Source organism: Phyllobacterium sp. 21LDTY02-6 (assembly GCF_023554255.2).
Taxonomy (GTDB): Bacteria; Pseudomonadota; Alphaproteobacteria; order Rhizobiales; family Rhizobiaceae; genus Phyllobacterium.
Genome location: NZ_JAMJWD020000001.1, coordinates 1,099,669 through 1,117,116, shown reverse-complemented (window position 1 = coordinate 1,117,116; position 17,448 = coordinate 1,099,669). Strand labels below are relative to the sequence as shown.

23 protein-coding genes are annotated in these 17,448 nt (G+C 60.4%); 10 read left to right on the top strand and 13 right to left on the bottom strand.

Annotated elements, in window-relative coordinates:
* The first annotated feature begins 36 nt into the window (after positions 1 to 36).
* Positions 37 to 1,383 carry an Nramp family divalent metal transporter gene (locus tag M8997_RS05415; RefSeq protein ID WP_250018734.1) on the top strand — a complete coding sequence of 449 codons (1,347 nt, stop codon included), beginning with the start codon at positions 37 to 39 and terminating at the stop codon, positions 1,381 to 1,383.
* Here the strand turns inward: M8997_RS05415 and M8997_RS05410 are convergent.
* Positions 1,376 to 2,566, bottom strand: a complete 1,191-nt coding sequence (locus M8997_RS05410) for a UbiH/UbiF family hydroxylase (protein ID WP_250018735.1) — start codon at positions 2,564 to 2,566, stop codon at positions 1,376 to 1,378. The genes M8997_RS05415 and M8997_RS05410 overlap by 8 nt on opposite strands.
* Before the next feature lie 155 nt (positions 2,567 to 2,721).
* Here M8997_RS05410 and pcsA point away from each other — a divergent pair, with 155 nt between their 5' ends.
* The 6 genes from pcsA to M8997_RS05380 all read left to right on the top strand — a co-directional run bounded on the left by pcsA (position 2,722) and on the right by M8997_RS05380 (position 9,266).
* On the top strand, positions 2,722 to 3,474 hold the full coding sequence (gene pcsA, locus M8997_RS05405) for a phosphatidylcholine synthase (protein ID WP_250018736.1): 753 nt from the start codon (positions 2,722 to 2,724) through the stop codon (positions 3,472 to 3,474).
* Entirely contained in the window at positions 3,474 to 4,451 is a 978-nt protein-coding gene (locus M8997_RS05400; protein ID WP_250018737.1) for a quinone oxidoreductase, read from the top strand. The genes pcsA and M8997_RS05400 overlap by 1 nt, the downstream gene beginning before the upstream one ends.
* 114 nt (positions 4,452 to 4,565) lie before the next feature.
* Positions 4,566 to 6,143 carry an ABC transporter ATP-binding protein gene (locus M8997_RS05395; RefSeq protein WP_250018738.1) on the top strand — a complete coding sequence of 526 codons (1,578 nt, stop codon included), beginning with the start codon at positions 4,566 to 4,568 and terminating at the stop codon, positions 6,141 to 6,143.
* Positions 6,143 to 7,234: an ABC transporter permease gene (locus M8997_RS05390; protein ID WP_250018778.1), complete on the top strand. Its 1,092-nt coding sequence runs from the start codon at positions 6,143 to 6,145 to the stop codon at positions 7,232 to 7,234. The genes M8997_RS05395 and M8997_RS05390 overlap by 1 nt, the downstream gene beginning before the upstream one ends.
* 5 nt (positions 7,235 to 7,239) lie before the next feature.
* A complete protein-coding gene (locus M8997_RS05385) occupies positions 7,240 to 8,154 on the top strand; it encodes an ABC transporter permease (RefSeq protein WP_256473198.1) in 915 nt (304 codons plus the stop codon).
* 38 nt (positions 8,155 to 8,192) lie between these two features.
* On the top strand, positions 8,193 to 9,266 hold the full coding sequence (locus M8997_RS05380) for a BMP family ABC transporter substrate-binding protein (protein ID WP_250018739.1): 1,074 nt from the start codon (positions 8,193 to 8,195) through the stop codon (positions 9,264 to 9,266).
* A 108-nt stretch (positions 9,267 to 9,374) separates the two neighbouring features.
* Here M8997_RS05380 and bfr read toward each other — a convergent pair whose 3' ends face one another.
* From bfr to M8997_RS05345, 7 genes are all read right to left on the bottom strand, one after another.
* Positions 9,375 to 9,860: a bacterioferritin gene (gene bfr / locus M8997_RS05375; protein ID WP_250018740.1), complete on the bottom strand. Its 486-nt coding sequence runs from the start codon at positions 9,858 to 9,860 to the stop codon at positions 9,375 to 9,377.
* Positions 9,826 to 10,137, bottom strand: coding sequence for a (2Fe-2S)-binding protein (locus M8997_RS05370; protein WP_250018780.1), 312 nt, complete (start codon positions 10,135 to 10,137; stop codon positions 9,826 to 9,828). Before M8997_RS05370 ends, bfr begins: the two co-directional genes overlap by 35 nt.
* 545 nt (positions 10,138 to 10,682) lie before the next feature.
* A complete protein-coding gene (gene rirA, locus M8997_RS05365; protein WP_250018741.1) occupies positions 10,683 to 11,144 on the bottom strand; it encodes an iron-responsive transcriptional regulator RirA in 462 nt (153 codons plus the stop codon).
* Positions 11,145 to 11,255: 111 nt separating this feature from the next.
* On the bottom strand, positions 11,256 to 11,501 hold the full coding sequence (locus M8997_RS05360; RefSeq protein ID WP_250018742.1) for a hypothetical protein: 246 nt from the start codon (positions 11,499 to 11,501) through the stop codon (positions 11,256 to 11,258).
* Between the two features lie 164 nt (positions 11,502 to 11,665).
* The gene (locus M8997_RS05355; protein ID WP_250018743.1) at positions 11,666 to 11,974 is read right to left on the bottom strand and encodes a hypothetical protein; all 309 of its coding nucleotides are present in this window, start codon (positions 11,972 to 11,974) and stop codon (positions 11,666 to 11,668) included.
* 86 nt (positions 11,975 to 12,060) lie between these two features.
* Positions 12,061 to 12,270 (bottom strand): hypothetical protein, encoded by a 210-nt coding sequence (locus M8997_RS05350; RefSeq protein ID WP_250018744.1) that lies wholly within the window; start codon positions 12,268 to 12,270, stop codon positions 12,061 to 12,063.
* Positions 12,271 to 12,397: 127 nt separating this feature from the next.
* Complete coding sequence (locus M8997_RS05345; protein ID WP_250018745.1) at positions 12,398 to 12,760, bottom strand: putative quinol monooxygenase; 363 nt, start codon at positions 12,758 to 12,760, stop codon at positions 12,398 to 12,400.
* A gap of 233 nt (positions 12,761 to 12,993) precedes the next feature.
* Here M8997_RS05345 and M8997_RS05340 point away from each other — a divergent pair, with 233 nt between their 5' ends.
* On the top strand, positions 12,994 to 13,443 hold the full coding sequence (locus M8997_RS05340) for a host attachment protein (protein ID WP_250018746.1): 450 nt from the start codon (positions 12,994 to 12,996) through the stop codon (positions 13,441 to 13,443).
* 222 nt (positions 13,444 to 13,665) lie between these two features.
* On the opposite strand, the gene M8997_RS05335 is transcribed toward M8997_RS05340, so the two are convergent.
* From M8997_RS05335 to M8997_RS05325, 3 genes are all read right to left on the bottom strand, one after another.
* Positions 13,666 to 13,845 (bottom strand): hypothetical protein, encoded by a 180-nt coding sequence (locus M8997_RS05335; protein WP_250018747.1) that lies wholly within the window; start codon positions 13,843 to 13,845, stop codon positions 13,666 to 13,668.
* A 166-nt stretch (positions 13,846 to 14,011) separates the two neighbouring features.
* Entirely contained in the window at positions 14,012 to 14,155 is a 144-nt protein-coding gene (locus M8997_RS05330; protein WP_250018748.1) for a hypothetical protein, read from the bottom strand.
* Between the two features lie 125 nt (positions 14,156 to 14,280).
* Positions 14,281 to 14,526 carry a hypothetical protein gene (locus M8997_RS05325; RefSeq protein WP_250018749.1) on the bottom strand — a complete coding sequence of 82 codons (246 nt, stop codon included), beginning with the start codon at positions 14,524 to 14,526 and terminating at the stop codon, positions 14,281 to 14,283.
* 227 nt (positions 14,527 to 14,753) lie between these two features.
* On the opposite strand from M8997_RS05325, the gene M8997_RS05320 reads away from it, so the two are divergent.
* Complete coding sequence (locus tag M8997_RS05320) at positions 14,754 to 15,083, top strand: hypothetical protein (protein WP_250018750.1); 330 nt, start codon at positions 14,754 to 14,756, stop codon at positions 15,081 to 15,083.
* A 10-nt stretch (positions 15,084 to 15,093) separates the two neighbouring features.
* Here the strand turns inward: M8997_RS05320 and M8997_RS05315 are convergent, their stop codons facing one another.
* Both M8997_RS05315 and M8997_RS05310 read right to left on the bottom strand, forming a co-directional pair.
* Positions 15,094 to 15,801, bottom strand: coding sequence for a glutathione S-transferase N-terminal domain-containing protein (locus M8997_RS05315; protein WP_250018751.1), 708 nt, complete (start codon positions 15,799 to 15,801; stop codon positions 15,094 to 15,096).
* Positions 15,802 to 15,906: 105 nt separating this feature from the next.
* Positions 15,907 to 16,779 carry a lipid kinase gene (locus M8997_RS05310; protein ID WP_250018752.1) on the bottom strand — a complete coding sequence of 291 codons (873 nt, stop codon included), beginning with the start codon at positions 16,777 to 16,779 and terminating at the stop codon, positions 15,907 to 15,909.
* A 105-nt stretch (positions 16,780 to 16,884) separates the two neighbouring features.
* Here M8997_RS05310 and M8997_RS05305 point away from each other — a divergent pair, with 105 nt between their 5' ends.
* Complete coding sequence (locus tag M8997_RS05305) at positions 16,885 to 17,385, top strand: GNAT family N-acetyltransferase (protein ID WP_250018781.1); 501 nt, start codon at positions 16,885 to 16,887, stop codon at positions 17,383 to 17,385.
* Positions 17,386 to 17,448 lie beyond the last annotated feature (63 nt).

Sequence of the window (17,448 nt, the reverse complement as noted above, 5' to 3'; positions counted from 1 at the left end):
ATATTTGCAAATGATTTGCAGTTGCGGATAATCAGCATGGATCAATTGGGTCGGACAGGGGAGCAGCCGGAAGGCTGGCTCCGCGGTAGGGGTGAGGCGTCGCTGTCGGACGTCCACCGCTCCATAGCGGTACGGAAGACAGGCCCGGGCTGGCGCCGCGCCGCTGCATTTGTCGGCCCGGGCTATCTCGTGGCCGTTGGCTATATGGACCCCGGCAATTGGGCGACATCGCTCGCCGGCGGATCGAAATTCGGCTATTCGCTGCTCGTCGTCGCGCTTGTATCGAACATCATGGCGATCGTGCTGCAGGCGCTTTGCGCACGCCTCGCCATCGGTTCGGGGCGGGATCTTGCCCAGGCTTGCCGCGATGCCTTCCCCCGTCCGGTGGCCTATGTCCTGTGGCTCCTCGCGGAGATCGCCATCATCGCCACCGATATCGCCGAGGTTATCGGAACGGCCATCGGCCTCAATCTCATTTTCGGCATACCGCTGGAAATCGGCGTGCTGATTACCGCGCTCGACGTTTTCCTCATTCTCTACCTGCAAAAACTCGGCTTCCGCTGGGTGGAAGCGCTGGTCATCACGCTGCTGGGCGTCATCGCGATCTGCTTCGGCATCCAGATCATGCTGGCGGACCCCGAATGGGGCGCCGTCGTGCTCGGCTTCGCCCCGACGACCGAGATCGTGCGCAATCCGGAAATGCTCTATCTGGCGCTTGGCATTCTTGGCGCCACCGTCATGCCGCACAATCTCTATCTGCATTCGGGCATAGTCCAGACCCGCGCCTATGGCCATACGACAGAGGAAAAGCGCCACGCCTTGAAGTTTGCGACGATCGACTCGACCGTTGCGCTGATGTTCGCCCTGTTGATCAATGCCTCGATCCTGATCCTTGCGGCGGCAACCTTCCACAAGACAGGCCAGACCGAGATCGCCGAGCTCGGCGATGCCCATTCGCTGCTGGCCCCGCTACTCGGCTGGTCGATAGCGCCGACGCTGTTCGGCATTGCGCTCCTCTGCTGCGGCATCAATTCCACCGTGACCGCGACGCTCGCCGGCCAGATCGTCATGGAGGGGTTCCTGCATCTGAAACTTGCGCCCTGGATGCGCAGGCTCATCACCCGCGCCATAGCGATCGTTCCGGCGGCCGCCGTGACGATCTGGTATGGCGATGACGGCACGGCCCGCCTGCTCATCCTGACCCAGGTGGTGCTGAGCCTGCAGCTTTCCTTCGCGGTCTTCCCATTGGTGATGTTCACGGCAAGCCGCAGCAAGATGGGCGCGCTGGTGGCGCCGCGCTGGCTGACCGCCATCGCCGTCGTCATCGCCATCATCATCGCGGCGCTGAACGTGAAACTGCTGCTGGACTACGTGCTCAGCTGATCGGCTTGGTGCGCCGGCTCGCCGCCGCGCGCCAGCCGCTGCCGGGGCGCAGACCCTCGCGCATGATGAAACTGCGCAGCGGCGAGAACGCCCGCAACAGTTCCAGCCCGCCGCTGCGCACGATCTGCATCGGCAGAAAATCCGACAGCAGCGAACGGTTCAATGCGTCGACCGCGCCTGTGCGCGCCAGAATATCGGGGCGCCGGGCGCGATTATAGGCGGCAATCAGGCCATCCGCGCCAAGGTCTGAACCGTCCAGCGGCAAGGTTTCCAGCAGCGCTTCGACATCCCTTATGCCCAGATTGAGCCCCTGCGCACCGATGGGCGGGAACACATGGGCGGCCTCTCCGGCGAGATAGACGCGGTTGCGGGCAAAGGCGGACGGGACGAGGCCCGAAAGCGGCCAGCTCTGCGGTCCGGTTTCGATAGTGACGGCGCCGAGCATCGATTGCATCCGCTCCTCGACGCTCGTCGCCAGGTCCTTGGGCTCCAGCGTCATCAGCCTCTCGGCGTTCTCCGGCGTTGTCACCCAGACGAGGCTGGACCGCCGCCCGCTCAGCGGCACCTGCGTGAACGGCCCATGTTCCGTATGGAATTCGGTCGAGATGTCGTGATGGTCGCGGGTGTGGCGGAAGCTCAACACCACCGCCGTCTGGCGATAGCTCCACTGCCGCACCGCGATACCGGCGGCTTCTCTCGCCAGCGACGAACGGCCGTCCGCTGCAATGACGACCTCGCCGGCATGGACGCTTCCGTCGGCGGTTTCGATCTCCACCCCGTCCGCGGTCAATGCGTAGCGGCTTGCCTGCGAGGCGACGATATCGACGCCCGAGGCGGCGAGGGCAGTGCCCAGGCATTCGCTCAGCGCCTGGTTCGGAATATTATAGCCAAAAGCCGGCTCGCCGATCTCCGCTGCATCGAAAGTAACGGTAGAGCTCCGGATGAGCCGGCTGGTTCCGTCGATGATCCGCATGGAAGTCATCGGCGCGGCGTGCGGCTCGATCGTCTCCCAAAGCCCCATGGATTGAAGAAACCGGATGGCCGGCATCATCAGGGCCGTGGTCCGCTTGTCCGCTGCGCCGGGCAGGGCGCCGATGGCAAGCACATCATGGCCGGACCGCTTCAACGCGAATGCAGCGAGCAATCCGACATGGCCTGCGCCTGCTACGATGATTCTGCCCATGACAACCGCACTCCTCGCTACCGCTTTCAACAGCTATATCAATCTCATTGCTTGCACTTTCCGCCAATTTCAAGAAAAGCTGGTCGCAAAGCGCATGTCATACAAGGATATAGTGGCGGCGAGACAATTATCATGCAGCAGATTGGCGCGGTCCCGTGAAAAAACCAGCTTTACCCAAGGGCATCAAGGCAAAGAAGGTGACGGCGCCGCAGGCCAAGGCCTTCTCCGTGCATCTTCTGACCGCATCGGGCTCGTTCCTGGCCTTTCTGTCGGTCGTCGCCGCCAGCGAGGAGAGCTGGACCGCAATGTTCTGGTGGCTGGGACTGGCGCTGTTCGTCGATGGCATCGACGGGCCCATCGCGCGCAAGCTGGACGTGAAATATGTCCTGCCCAATTGGTCGGGAGAACTGCTCGACAATATCATCGACTACATGACCTATGTGCTGATACCGGCTTTCGCGCTTTACCAGCGCGGCTTCATGGGCGAGGGGCTTTCGTTCCTCGCGGCGGCGATAATCGTCGTATCCAGCGCAATCTACTATGCCGATACGGGCATGAAGACCAAGGAGAACTTCTTCAAGGGCTTCCCGGTGGTATGGAACATGATCGTCTTCACGCTCTTCGTCGTGCGGCCGGGGGAATGGGTGGCCTTCGCCATCGTGCTCGTCGCCGCCATCGTATCCTTCCTGCCCATCTATTTCCTGCATCCGGTGCGCGTGCAGAGGCTGAGGCCGCTCAACCTGGCGATCTTCATCATCTGGTGCCTGTTTGGCGCCATCTCGCTGTACCAGCATCTGGATTCGCCGCTCTGGGTGCGCATCGGCATCTCGGCGACAGGCATCTATCTCTTCTGCATCGGCGCGGTGATGCAGGCATTCCCCAATCTTGGACGTGTGGAGAAAGCGTAATGGTCAAGGCGATAAGGGTTCACCAGACAGGCGGTCCGGAAGTTCTGTCCTATGAGGACGTGGAGCTTGCAGCGCCGGGCGAGGGGCAGGTCCATATTCGCAACGAGGCGATCGGCCTGAATTTCATCGACGCCTATTACCGGACCGGTCTCTATCCCGCGCCCAAGGGCCTGCCGCTCATACCGGGCCACGAAGGCGCCGGCGTCGTGCTTGCCGTTGGAAGCGGGGTCGCCGACCTCAAGGCCGGCGATCGCGTTGCCTATACCGATCCGATCGGCGCCTATGCGCAGGAGCGCCTTATCCCCGCCGATCGTCTCGTCAGGATTCCGGACGGCATTTCGGCGCAACAGGCGGCCTCGATGATGCTGAAAGGCATGACCGCGCAATATCTGCTGCGGCAGACCTTTCCGGTGAAGGCGGGCGATACGATCCTCTTCCACGCATCCGCCGGCGGCGTCGGCCTGATCGCCGGTCAATGGGCCAAGCATCTTGGCGCAACGGTGCTCGGCACTGCCGGCTCGCCCGAGAAGATCGAACTCGCCCTCAAACATGGCTATGATCATGTCATCAATTACCGCACCGAAGACTTCGTCGAGCGGGTCAAGAGCCTGACCAACGGCAAGGGCGTGGACGTCGTCTACGACTCCGTCGGCAAGGATACGTTCGATGGCTCGCTCGATTGCCTGCGGCCGCGCGGCATGATGGTCGGCTTTGGCCAGTCCTCGGGGCCCGTACCGCCGTTCGATCTCGGCATACTGGCCAGGAAGGGCTCGCTTTTCCTCACGCGCCCGTCGCTCTTCGCCTATGTGTCGTCGCGCGAAGCGCTGGTGCAGGCCGCTTCGGAACTGTTCGATCTGGTGCTCAAAGGTGTCATCCGCATCGAGATCAACCAGACCTATGCGCTGAAAGACGCTGAGCAGGCCCATCGGGATCTCGAAGCGCGGAAAACGACGGGGACAACTGTGCTCATTCCTTGAGCCTATTGCAGGCTTGCACTATTTGTGTGCGAAATGATCGCAACCATAGATTTGTCCTTCCCAAGTTCGGTGGGCCTGACATAGGATTGATTACGGTCTTGGCCGCGGGGAACTATGACAGGCGACACAATAATAAACAGCTCCGACACCGTGCTGCTGCGAGCAAATGGGCTAACGAAGATTTTCGGCACACTGAAGGCGTGCGACGACGTTGATCTCGTCATCGCGCGTGGGGAAATCCACGCGCTGCTGGGCGAGAACGGCGCAGGCAAGTCGACGCTGGTAAAAATGCTTTTCGGCGCGTTGCAGCCCACGTCGGGCAGCATTGCCTGGAAGGGCGAGGCGGTGACGATACCCAGTCCTTCCGTGGGAAGAACCCTCGGTATCGGCATGGTTTTCCAGCATTTTTCACTGTTCGACGCGCTAACCGCCGCCGAGAATATCGCCCTGTCGATCGATGAGGCGACGCCCATCGGCATGATCGCTGAAAAGGCGCGGCAAATCGGCAAGGCCTATGGCCTGCCGGTCGATCCGGATGCGCTCGTCGGCGACCTTTCGGTGGGCGAGCGCCAGCGCATCGAGATCATCCGCTGCCTGCTGCAGAACCCCGATCTGATCATCCTCGATGAGCCGACTTCCGTCCTTACCCCGCAGGAAGCGGAGCTGCTTTTCGTCACCCTGGAGCGGCTACGGTCCGAGGGCAAGTCGATCCTCTATATCAGCCACCGCCTCGAAGAGGTGCGCCAGCTTTGCGACAGGGCGACCGTGCTTCGTCACGGGAAAGTGGTCGGCGAGTGCAATCCCCGCGAGCAGACGGCGAATTCACTGGCGCGCATGATGGTCGGCGGCGACATCCACCGGGTGGAGCGCGAACCGCTCGCTGCCGATGCGGCTGCGGCCAAGGCGGCGCTGATCGAGGTCAAGGGACTGTCGCAGCGTCCCACCGGGCCGTTCTCGGTCGCCTTGCACGATATCGGCTTCACGGTTCATGCCGGCGAGATCCTCGGCATAGCCGGTGTGGCCGGCAATGGCCAAAGCGAGCTGTTCGAGGCCGTTTCGGGCGAGCGATTGCAGGAGCGCCCGGATATCATCCGTATCAGGGATAACGATGCGGGCAGGCAAGGCATATCGGCGCGCCGCAAGCTTGGCGCGGCCTTCGTGCCGGAGGAACGGCTCGGCCATGGCGCCGTGCCGGACATGTCGCTCAGCGACAATCTTCTCCTCTCGCGCCACGCCACCGACCGCAAGGTCTTCACTTCGGGCGGCGTGCTCAAGCTGATTTCGGCTTCGAGCCTGACTTCCGCCGCCAGGCGCATCATCAGCCGCATGGATGTGCGCAAGAGCGCGGAAAATCCGGATGCTTCGGCGCTTTCGGGCGGCAATCTGCAGAAATTCCTGATCGGCCGCGAACTCGATCGGAACCCTTCCGTCCTCGTCGTCAATCAGCCGACATGGGGCGTCGATGCCGGCGCCGCTGCCCATATCCGCCAGGCGCTGGTCGATCTCGCACGCGGCGGCTCCGCCGTCATCGTCATCAGCCAGGACCTCGACGAACTCTTCGAGATCTCCGACCGGATCGCCGCCATGGTGCATGGCCGGCTGTCGGATTCGGTGCCGATCGAAGAGATGAACATGGAGCGAGTGGGCATGATGATGGGCGGCGCCGACCATAGCGCGCCGGAGGCGGCATGATGCGCATAGAAATCATCAGGCGGCCCCAGCATTCGGCGCTTTTCAGTGCGCTTTCGCCTTTCATCGCGCTGCTGCTGACGCTTCTGGCTGGCGCGGTGCTGTTTGCGATACTGGGCAAGAACCCGGTCGCCGCGCTCTATTCCTATTTCGTCGAGCCCCTGACCGAAATCTGGTCGATCCACGAATTGCTGATCAAGGCGGCGCCGCTGATCCTCATTGCCGTCGGGCTTTCCGTCTGCTTCCTGTCGAATAACTGGAATATCGGCGCCGAGGGGCAGTTCATTGCCGGCGGCGTAGCGGGTTCCATTCTCCCGGTCGTGTTTCCGGATTTCCAGGGCTGGTACGTCCTGCCGGTCATGCTCGTCCTTGGCATGGCTGGCGGCATGGCCTATGCCGCGATCCCCGCTCTGTTGAAGACCCGGTTCAACACCAATGAAATTCTCACCAGCCTCATGCTGGTCTATGTGGCGCAATTGTTTCTCGACTGGCTGGTGCGCGGCCCATGGCGCAATCCGCAGGGCTATAATTTCCCCGAGACGATCCAGTTCAACTCCAGCGCCATACTTCCCGAGATCTGGACGGCATCCGGCCGCGCCCATTGGGGTTTCGTGCTGGCGCTGCTCGCCGCGCTCCTCGTCTGGTTCATGCTGTCGCGCATGTTGAGCGGCTATGAGATCAAGGTGCTCGGACGCAGCGCGCGGGCAGGGCGCTTTGCCGGGTTCAGCGCCGGACGACTGACATTCTTCGCCTTCCTCATCTCCGGCGCCCTGGCGGGACTGGCCGGCATCAGCGAGGTTTCCGGCGCTGTCGGGCAGCTGCGTCCCAGCATTTCGCCGGGATACGGGTTCACGGCCATCATCGTCGCATTTCTCGGCCGGCTCAATCCGCTCGGCATCATAGCCGCCGGACTGGTTCTCGCCCTGACTTATCTCGGCGGCGAGGCGGCGCAGATATCGCTCGGAATATCCGAGAAATCGGCGCGTATTTTCCAGGGAATGGTGCTGTTCTTCATCCTCGCCAGCGATACATTGATCTATTACCGCATCCGGATCGTGTCGCGCTCCGTCGAGACCGCGGCAAAGGGCGCTTGATCATGATGTTTGAAGCAATCCTGCTGACAGTTGCCACGGCGGCGACGCCGCTTCTGATAGCGGCCCTCGGCGAGCTCGTGGTCGAACGGTCGGGCGTCCTCAATCTCGGCGTCGAGGGCATGATGATCATGGGCGCCGTCTGCGGTTTTGCCGCCGCCCAGATGACGGGATCGGCCTGGATCGGCCTCATCGCTGCCATCTGCGCCGGCGCGGCGTTCTCGCTGCTCTTCGGTTTCCTCAGCCTGACGCTGGCGACCAATCAATACGCCACGGGCCTGGCGCTGACCTTGCTCGGGCTCGGAGCTTCGGCGATGATCGGCGAAAGCTTTGTCGGCATGCCGGGCGTGCGCATGCAGTCGATCAGCATTCCCGGCCTGACGGAAATTCCCTTTATCGGCAAGTTCCTCTTCGGGCAGGACCCCATCTTCTATATTTCCATCGCCCTGACGGCAGCCGTCGCCTGGTTTCTGTTTCGAACCAAGGCCGGGCTGACATTGCGCGCCATCGGCGACAATCACACATCGGCGCATGCGCTCGGCGTGCCGGTGCTGCGGTACCGCTATCTCGCCGTCCTCTTCGGCGGTGCCTGTGCAGGTCTTGCCGGCGCGCAGCTTTCGCTGGTTTATGTGCCGCAATGGGTCGAGAACATGACCTCCGGCCGCGGCTGGATCGCGCTGGCGCTGGTGGTCTTCGCGTCATGGCGCCCGTGGCGGGTGCTTGCGGGAGCCTATCTCTTCGGCGCCGTCACCATCGGCCAGCTGCATGCGCAGGCGCTCGGGATCGGCATTCCATCGCAGTTCATGTCGTCCTTGCCCTATCTGGCGACGATCATCGTCCTCGTCCTGATATCGCGGAACAAGCGGCTGACGCTCATGAATACACCAGCATCGCTCGGCAAGGCCTTCGTGCCGGACCGGTAGCGCTTACAAACTGAATTAACAGAGAGGTGAACACGCAAATGAAAAAATACATTCTGGGACTTGCGGCAGGTCTTGGCCTCGCCAGCCTTGCCGTCACCGGCGCCTTTGCCGCCGACAAGCTGAAGGTCGGTTTCATCTATATCGGACCACCCGGTGATTTTGGCTGGACCTACCAGCACGATCAGGGCCGCAAAGAGATGGAGAAGGCGCTCGGCGATCAGGTCGAGACGACGTTTCTCGAGAGCGTTCCGGAAGGAGCCGACGCCGAACGTTCGATCGAGCGGCTGGCGCGCGCCGGCCACAAGCTGATCTTCACAACCTCGTTCGGCTATATGGACCCGACGGTCAAGGTCGCCCAGAAATTCCCCGACGTGAAGTTCGAACACGCCACGGGCTACAAGACCGCCGAGAATGTCTCCGTCTACAATTCGCGCTTCTATGAAGGGCGCTATGTCCAGGGCGTGATCGCCGCGAAAATGTCGAAGGTCGGCGTCGCCGGTTACATCGGCTCTTTCCCGATTCCCGAAGTGGTGCAGGGGATCAACGCCTTCATGCTGGGCGCGCAGTCGGTCAATCCGGATTTCAAGGTCAAGGTGATCTGGGCCAATTCCTGGTTCGACCCGGGCAAGGAAGCCGATGCCGCGAAGGCGCTGGTGGATCAGGGCGTCGATATCATAACGCAGCACACCGATTCGACGGCTCCGATGCAGGTCGCCGCCGAGCGCAAGATCAAGGCCTTCGGGCAGGCCTCCGACATGATCAAGTTCGGACCGGAAACGCAGCTCACCTCGATCGTCGACAATTGGGGCCCGTATTATATCGAGCGCGCCAAGGCCGTCATCGATGGGAGCTGGAAGTCGCACAACGTCTTCGAAGGCATGAAGGAAGGGCTGGTCGTCATGGCTCCCTACACCAACATGCCTGACGACGTGAAGAAGCTGGCCGAGGAGACCCAGGCGAAGATCGCATCCGGCGAGCTCAAGCCCTTTACCGGCCCGGTCAAGAAGCAGGACGGTTCCGATTGGCTGAAGGCCGGCGAGACCGCCGACGACAAGACGATCCTCAGCATGAACTTCTATGTCGCCGGCGTGGACGACAAGCTGCCGCAATAAGAAGCGCATCGCGAGCAAACAAAAAGGGCGCCTTCGGGTGCCCTTTCTTTTTATCGGCTGATTTGGCGAAGCGGCCGGCGATAAAGGGCCGCCCGTTCCGAAATCAGATCATTCCGCGTCGTTGGCCGGTGCGGCGTTCAACTGTCCGTAGCGCTCGACGCCAATGCGGTTCAACAGGTCAAGCTGTGTCTCGAGGAAATCGACATGGCCTTCCTCGTCCTTCAGCAGCTCGTCGAAGAGCTCCTTGGAGACATAGTCGCCAACCTCGGCGCAAATCTCGCGCGACTTCTTGTAGGAAGCGATGGCGTCATACTCGCCGGCCAGATCGGCCTCGAGCACTTCCTTGATGTCCTGCCCGATGCGCAGCGCGCCAATGGACTGGAGGTTGGGGTGGCCTTCAAGGAAAATGATGCGCTCGATGATGCGATCGGCATGATGCATCTCCTCGATCGACTCGGCGCGCTCTTTCTTGGCCAGGAGCTTGTAACCCCAATCATCGAGAAGACGATAATGGAGCCAATACTGGTTGACGGCTCCAAGCTCGAGAAACAATGCCTCGTTAAGCCGCTCGATGACCCGTGTGTCGCCTTTCATGCCTTAAACTCCTGTATTCGTGACGCAATGACCGCACACGGTCAATAAACGAAACCGAATCAGAATCGTTGGAACCGTGGCGAAGATGATAATCCTCGGTCACCTTTATGATGGTTTCAACGACGTTTGGGAAGCAGCCACAGCACCTGCCGCGCTTCTTCAGGGCATGATAGACCTTCGCCGGGACTACGAGTTGCCACGGGTCAGCATCGAGGAGTTCAACGATAGTATCCTCGATCTCTTTCTGGGTGATGATATTGCAGTGACAGACCAGCATCGCGTTATGAAACAGTTGTTCCGCAGTCACGCCCGGAATTGATGGCGCGATAACTGCTGAAATGCGAACGCGGTACTATGTTGGTCGTCATCCTGGCCGAACTGCAGGCCGAAAATACACGTCCACCGGAGTGGAATACTGTTGAACCAGTCAAAGGTTCCTCCAATCGCAAGGGTTCAAGGCCCTAACATTAAAGGTCAAGCGCTTGTACAGCGCGGCTTCCATCAAAAGACTTTCAGAGGATTATGTCAAATCGCCGACAATAATAACGTTGTGAATTCAATAAGTTAGAACAGTTCTAAACTAGGAAATAATATAACCAAATCAATCATGTTTGACCAAGGAAGCACCCGCGCGGCGCCTGATTTCGGCCGCGGATCGCACTGTGTCAAAACGTCTCATCCAGCACGGTCAGGGCGGAATCCGAGGTCAATCCGGCGCATGGGCCACGCCATTGCGGCGCGAGAAGACGCCGAGCCGCTTCCTTGCAGCATCAATCGCGGGGCAGCGTCAATCGCGGGCCGATTCGGGGAAAGGCGTGAAACTCAGCTCGCGGTCGCGAGCTGGGGTCCGAGGGAATCGATGCCGAGAAGCGCACGAACGTCCCTCTTGTCGACAATATCGTCGATCGAGTACTGCGCCAGCACTTCGAAGAAGGCATTGAGCGCCTTGCGCAATGCGGCGTTCAGGCCACAACTGTCGATGAGGGGACAATCCGCGCCATCCGCCTCGAAGCATTCCGCCATGGCGAAATTCTCTTCGGTGACGCGGACGACGTCGAACAGGGTGATGGCATTGGCCGGCTTGCCGAGGCGGACACCGCCATTACGGCCGCGAACGGTTTCGATAAAACCATTCTCAACCAATGGCTGGAGAATCTTGAACAGAAACAGTTCGGAAACGGTGTAGGCCTGCGCGATTTCACCGATGCGGCTGAGCCTGCCTTCATTGGCGGCGCAGTACATCAGGATACGGATGGCGTAATTGGTCTGGCGTGTCAGTCGCATGTCAAATGTCTTTCTCAACCTTAAATGGCGAGGCCATTAACTCGCGCCTAGTTTAGAATTATTCTCGACAAAGTAAATGGGAAAAATATGAACGACATTATCATATTTACATCAGCGGACGAGCACCGTGATCGAAGCTGCGATGAGAAGGATCGCGCACAGGAGCAGCAGCCCGTACAGGCGCGGCTTGTCGAAGAGGACGGCAAATCCCGCGCCCCAGACGACGACTGCCGATCCGAGGGCGAAGAGGAAGCCGGCCTTGTGCATCCAGGCGATATGAATGGCCATGAGACCGCCGATGACGAGGGCACCGAACACGACCATCAAGGCCAGGGCGTAGTTTTCGAATTTGTCCACCGGTGACTCCATTGAGACTCCACGGCATGCAACCGCGCGCCGCCAGGATGTTCATACCCCGTTCGGCCGCTACAACGCAACAAGGGGGAGGGCGTCCGGCGGGCCCGTCACATGAAAAAGGCCGGGAGGAGAATCCCGGCCTCTTTCTGCAGGACAACGCTGCATCATCGGCGATAAGCACTCAAACCAGCCAATAGCCCGATAGCGGCGACCGCAGATACGATGGCAACGGCAGTCAACGGATTCTCCCGAGCCTTGTCGGCAACGAAATGTGCCTCTTCGCCAACATATTTCACGGCTTTTCGGCCGCTTCGCTTGACGGCGTCATAGGCGGTGGCCGCCTGGTCGCCGATCTCATAGCCCTGTTCGGACAAGGATTGCGTTATTGATGAAAGCTCTTTGCGCAGCGACGCGATCTGGCTCTCCAGATCTTCCTCGGTAGCCGCTCGAACCTTCTCCATATTGGTAGCCATTCCACTTATCCTCTATGTTGCAACACAAAGGAAACGTGGCAATCGCCATCTTTGTTCCGGCCTGCGGGGTTCAGCGCGGAACGGCGTTATTTCCAGCAGCCATTGTTCTGCCCGTTCAGATTATGCGCGTCGATGTCGATGCCGGCGGCAAAGTCGTTCCTGGCAAGATAAAGCGCCGTTTCGGGCTTGATCCTGATCTTGTTCCAGCCGGCGCAGGCCGATGCGACCTGGGGCCGCTCGGTCGCCCAGCGGGTACTGCCGCAGCCGGACATTCCGACCGCGCCCGGAACGAGCATGAATGTCACCACTCTCTTGAAAATGCAGTTCACTTCCGACCTCACCAACCCCGCCAGGGGTTCCGCTGCATGATGCCACAATTCCCGTCGCAAACATATGTCTTTGGGTCAATCATCATTGCTGGCGTCAATCATCATTGCTGGCATTGAGTTCCTGCGGCGGCATGCCTTCGGCCGCGCGCGGGCTGAGCGATTGCGCGAGAATGAGACGGCTGGATTTCAGCAGCGGGGCGTTCGTGGCGCGCAGCTTCGGCATTCGCGGGTTGTTCTCATGCGCGGTGACTGCCGCCTCGTTGGCGTAGAGTTCATTGACCATCACCTTGTTGGGAATGGGAGTGCCGTCGCGATTGATCGGCTTGATCACCTCGAAACGCAGGCAGCCCGGCTCCTCTTCCAGCGTCTTGCGGGCATGTTCCCTGATGCTGGCGATGAATTCTTCCTCGCGGCCCTCATTGGTCTCGAACTCGACGATAATGGTCAAAGCAGTCATTCATGTCTCCCGGTCTGCACGCTGCACGAACCTAGCTCTAACAGCGCGTGGCCGACAAATCCAGCGCGGCGGGGCTGAGTGCCGAACAGCGGCCGGAGGGCGGGAACATCTCGATTGGGCAGGCGTTAAATTCATGAGCGGGAAACGCACGCCCGGCTCGATGACCGCCATTCGGAAGGAGACCCCCATGACATGCAATCATCTCGATACCCTCGGCACGGGAGCGGAATGATATGGTCGACCTGCCACTCAATCGCAAGACGTGGATCATCGTTGCGGATGGCGAGAAGGCGCTGTTTCTTCGCAACGGCAAGGACGTCAAGAACGTCCATCTCGAAACGATCCATCAGATGACCCAGTCCAACCCGGCAACGCGCGAGCAGGGCACCGACAAGCCCGGGCGCTTTGCCGATGGCCCGAGCGCCCACCGCAGCGCAACGGAAGAAACCGACTGGCACGAGATCTCCAAGCGCCGCTTTGCCAGGGATATTGCCGAGGCGCTCTACGCTTACGCCCACAAGGGAGAATTCGAGCGGCTGATCATCGTCGCGCCGCCTCTGGTTCTCGGCGAGATGCGGCAGGAATTCCATAAGGAAGTGACGGACAGGATCGTAAGCGAGATCCCGAAGACGCTCACCAACCATTCCACGGACGATATAAAGGCTATTGTCGAGGCGAGCTGACGCCCCGGGTAATGACAGATGGCAATGTCAGGCGGAAATATCAGGCGGAAGCATCACAAGCAAAACCCCTGCCGGACGGGTAGGGGCTTTGCGCGTTGAGGCTTGATTTGGCTCTAACAGACTGGACTCTGGATAAATCTATCACGCATCGTTTCAGTGTGGCACAGGCTCAAGATACCGCGACACTCAACTATGGACATAGTACCATGATCGGCGGGATATTCAAGAATCAGCTGGGCCCGAGCCGTTCAACTTTGCTTTCAGCTGCGCCGTTTCCCGCTCGAGTTCCTTGATCCTTTCCTCGAGGGCATTGATCGCCTTGAACACGGCGATACCCATGCTCTTGAAATCGCCGGAATGAATTGCAGCTTCTATTGCCTGTCTGGCATTTTCGAGCGACATCGATCCCTCCATCGCAAAGAATAAAGCCCAATCCTCAGGGGCAAGAGGATTGGGCTGTTTGGCTTGTGGGTTTTAGCCATACTGGTCTGGGGGAACCAGTGCCTCTATAACGACGCGCCTGAAAATAGGTTCCGGCGAGTTGCAGATTTTTTTGCTTTTTTGGAAGTTATTTCGGCAGAAGGTCAAAAAGAATGGCGAGGTGGAATATCACCGCGCTGAGGAAGAGGGCGAAGCCGCCGATCCTGTCGGCGCGCAGCGGATTTGCCCGGCGCGGAATGGCTCTCGAAAGACGGATTTCTTCATTCAGCATCATGTTCTTCCCGTTGCCGGCGAAGAATAGGGGCTTGCTTACCCGATTGGAACGGTCGTGTTTACGCCTTGTGGCGCAATCGGGGAATGATTTTGCGCGTCAGCGCCGATTGTTGGATTTTCTGACTAGGTGACGATGGCCGTCACCGATCCGGCGATGAGGACGAACGAGACGAACAGGATAAGGCCGTAGAGCCGCGGCTGGTCGAATATGACGGCGAAGCCGAGAAAGAATGCGCTGCAGGCGGCGGCGAAGGCAAAGAGGAACACGGGTTTGTCGTCGGCGGCGATGCCGAACGCCATCAAACCGGCGATGATCAATGCACCGAAGACAATGAATATCCAGGTGGCAAACGTTTCAAAGCGGTCCATTCAATGCTCCTGCAACTCGGTACGGCGCGGCAAATAAAACGGATTAATCGCCCACAGTCAAATCGCATTGCGCCGCGGCTGCATGGCAAATCAATTCCATAATATGGTTCCAAACGGGCAAAGCCTGCTCACAAGCACCGGGTTTTTGATCGGATTTGCGTTATGGAGCGAGGGCCTGTCCGCTAAAATCGCCGCAAACGAAGCAATTTCAGGACAGATGACCGCCAATGAATGCCAGAACCACCATCGCCAGCAACGGAAGCGGCCGCGCCCAGGCCGCTCGTTCGCCGTTGCCCGTGCCGGCGATCTACGGTGAGGATCAGGCGCAATCGGCGCTCGCCGTGCTCGAAGCGGCCAAGCAACGTGTTGCCAAGGCGCGTGCCGCCGCGGATTCCAGCCTGTTGAAAGCCAAGTCCGCGCCGCCGCCGCATGAAATCGGCAACCCGCTATTTGTGACGCTGTTCGAAAAGCACCAGAACGATCGCGAAATCCTCTTCGCCGCCATGCGCGCCCTGGAAAGGGCGCGTGCCGAGGCAGGGCGCGGCGGCGAGGAATGAACTCGGCCTTCTAGGCCGGGCGGGCCGGAATTTCGAGCCCGCGTTGCACGGCGGGGCGGGCCAGCCCACGCTCCAGCCACGCCGGAACATGCGTCAGGCCGGCATAGTCGACAAGTTCGCCCGCGCCATAGAAACCGACAAGATTGCGCACCCAGCCGAGCATCGAGATATCGGCGATGGTATACTCGTCATCCATGATCCACTGCCTGCCGGCGAGGCGGCTTTCCAGCACGCCGAGCAGGCGCTTCGATTCCTTGCTGTAGCGTTCCAGCGGCCGCTTGTCCTCGATCTCCCGGCCGGCGAATTTATGGAAGAAGCCGACCTGGCCGAAGATCGGACCTATGCCGGCCATCTGGAAGAACACCCATTGGATGGTCTCGTAGCGCCGCGATGCGCTGGCGGGCAGCAGCTTGCCCGTCTTCTCGGCGAGATACAGCAGGATCGCGCCGGATTCGAACAGGGCGAGGGGCTTTCCATCCGGCCCGTCCGGATCGATGATAGCCGGGATCTTGCCGTTCGGATTGAGCGACAGGAATGGCGGCGTCCAGGTCTCGTCCTTGCCGATATTGATCGCATGCGCCTCATAGGGCAGCCCGATTTCCTCGAGCGCGATCGACACCTTCACGCCGTTCGGCGTCGGAAAGGAATAGAGCTGCAGGCGGTCGGGATGCTGTGCCGGCCAGCGCTCTGCAATGGGAAAGGACGAAAGATCGGTCATCGAATTCTCCAGATGGATTCGGGGAGGCTCATACGGTTTTAGCCGGGACGAGCCGCGACCGGAAGCGGCATGAAGGGAGAAATCGTGTTCCCGGGAGCTCCGGGTTCACGGCACGAATACGTCGATCGCCTTTTCGCGGATGGTGAAGTGAACGGGCGTGTGCGTCTTCAGTTCGCCGTCAAGATTGACCGCCCGCGGGCGCCGGGTCCGGATGACGAGTTCCTTGGTCGAAAAGGCGCGCACATCGTCCCATTGCCCATGCGTGCCCTTGCGCAGGCTCGGCAGCAGGCCCAGCAGGCGCCACCAGTGATCGACTTCGAGACTGTAGAAGTCGAGCAGCCCGTCCGTGGCGGTCGCATCCTCATGCACGGTCATGCCGCCGCCATAATGGCGGCCATTGCCGACGGAAACCTGCAATGTCCTCAATTCCTCGCTGGTGCCGTCATGTTCCAGCGTGGCCGTGAACAGCCGCGAGGCTGCCAGAAGCCGGGCGGCAACAATGGCGTAGCCGAGCTTGCCCCAGTATTTCTTGGCTTTCTCGGTCAGCGCCATGGCGAGATCGGCGCTGAAGCCAATGCTGGCGACGTTGAAGAACGGGAAGTCATTGGCCATGCCGAGATCGACGGGCGTGGTCTTGCCGGCGGCGATGGTCTTGACGGCGGAGGGCAGGTCGAGCGGTATGCCGATCGTGCGGGCGAAATCATTTGCCGTGCCGAGCGGCAGCACGCCGAGCGGAAGTCCCGTCTCCAGCAGGCCCTGCGCGGCATCGTTGAGGCTGCCGTCGCCGCCGCCGACGATCACGAGATCGATCTTCCCGCCATTGGCCCGGATCGTGTCCGACAGCGTCTTGCCGCGCTCGGGAAAATCCTCCAATACGTCGATGTCGATCTGCTCCAGCAGGGTACGGGCCTGTTGCAGCCCGTTCTTGCCCCGTCTGGCATAGGGATTGATGAGAACCAGGGCAGTTTTTCTCGGCACGCTTTACTCCGTACAAGGCAACGATCTATGAAGAAATGTCAGCCGCATATGTGCCGCTGGTGCGATATATTCAAGCACCATATATTGAAGCATTGGGACGTTATGATGATCATTCGCAGCGAGACCGCCACGGATGCCGGAGCGATCGGCCAGCTCATCGACGATGCCTTTCGGGAAGTCGCCTATGCCAGCGGCACCGAGGCGGCAATCGTCCGGGCTCTGCGCGCTGCCGGAGCATTGAGCCTGTCGCGCGTCGCCGTCGAAGACGACCAGGTCATCGGCCAGATCGCATTTTCGCCGGTCACGATCAATGGTGCCGACCTTGGCTGGTACGGGCTCGGTCCCGTCGCCGTCCGGCCGGATTGCCAGGGACGTGCCGTCGGGGCCGAATTGATCCGGGACGGCCTGGATCATATGCGCGGGCGCGGCGCCGGGGGCATCGTGCTGCTGGGCAATCCGGCATATTACGGCCGTTTCGGCTTTGAGGCAGTGCCGGAGCTTCGACTTCCGGACGTTCCGCCCGAATATTTTCTGACGCTTGCGTTCAAAGACAAGATACCCAGCGGCATCGTTGCATTTCATCCTGCGTTCGACGTGTCGGCTTGATACGCCAGTCTGACCAGGCAAAAGGCGAGTGCACCGTATCAGTTGCAGATCGAGATTCGGGCT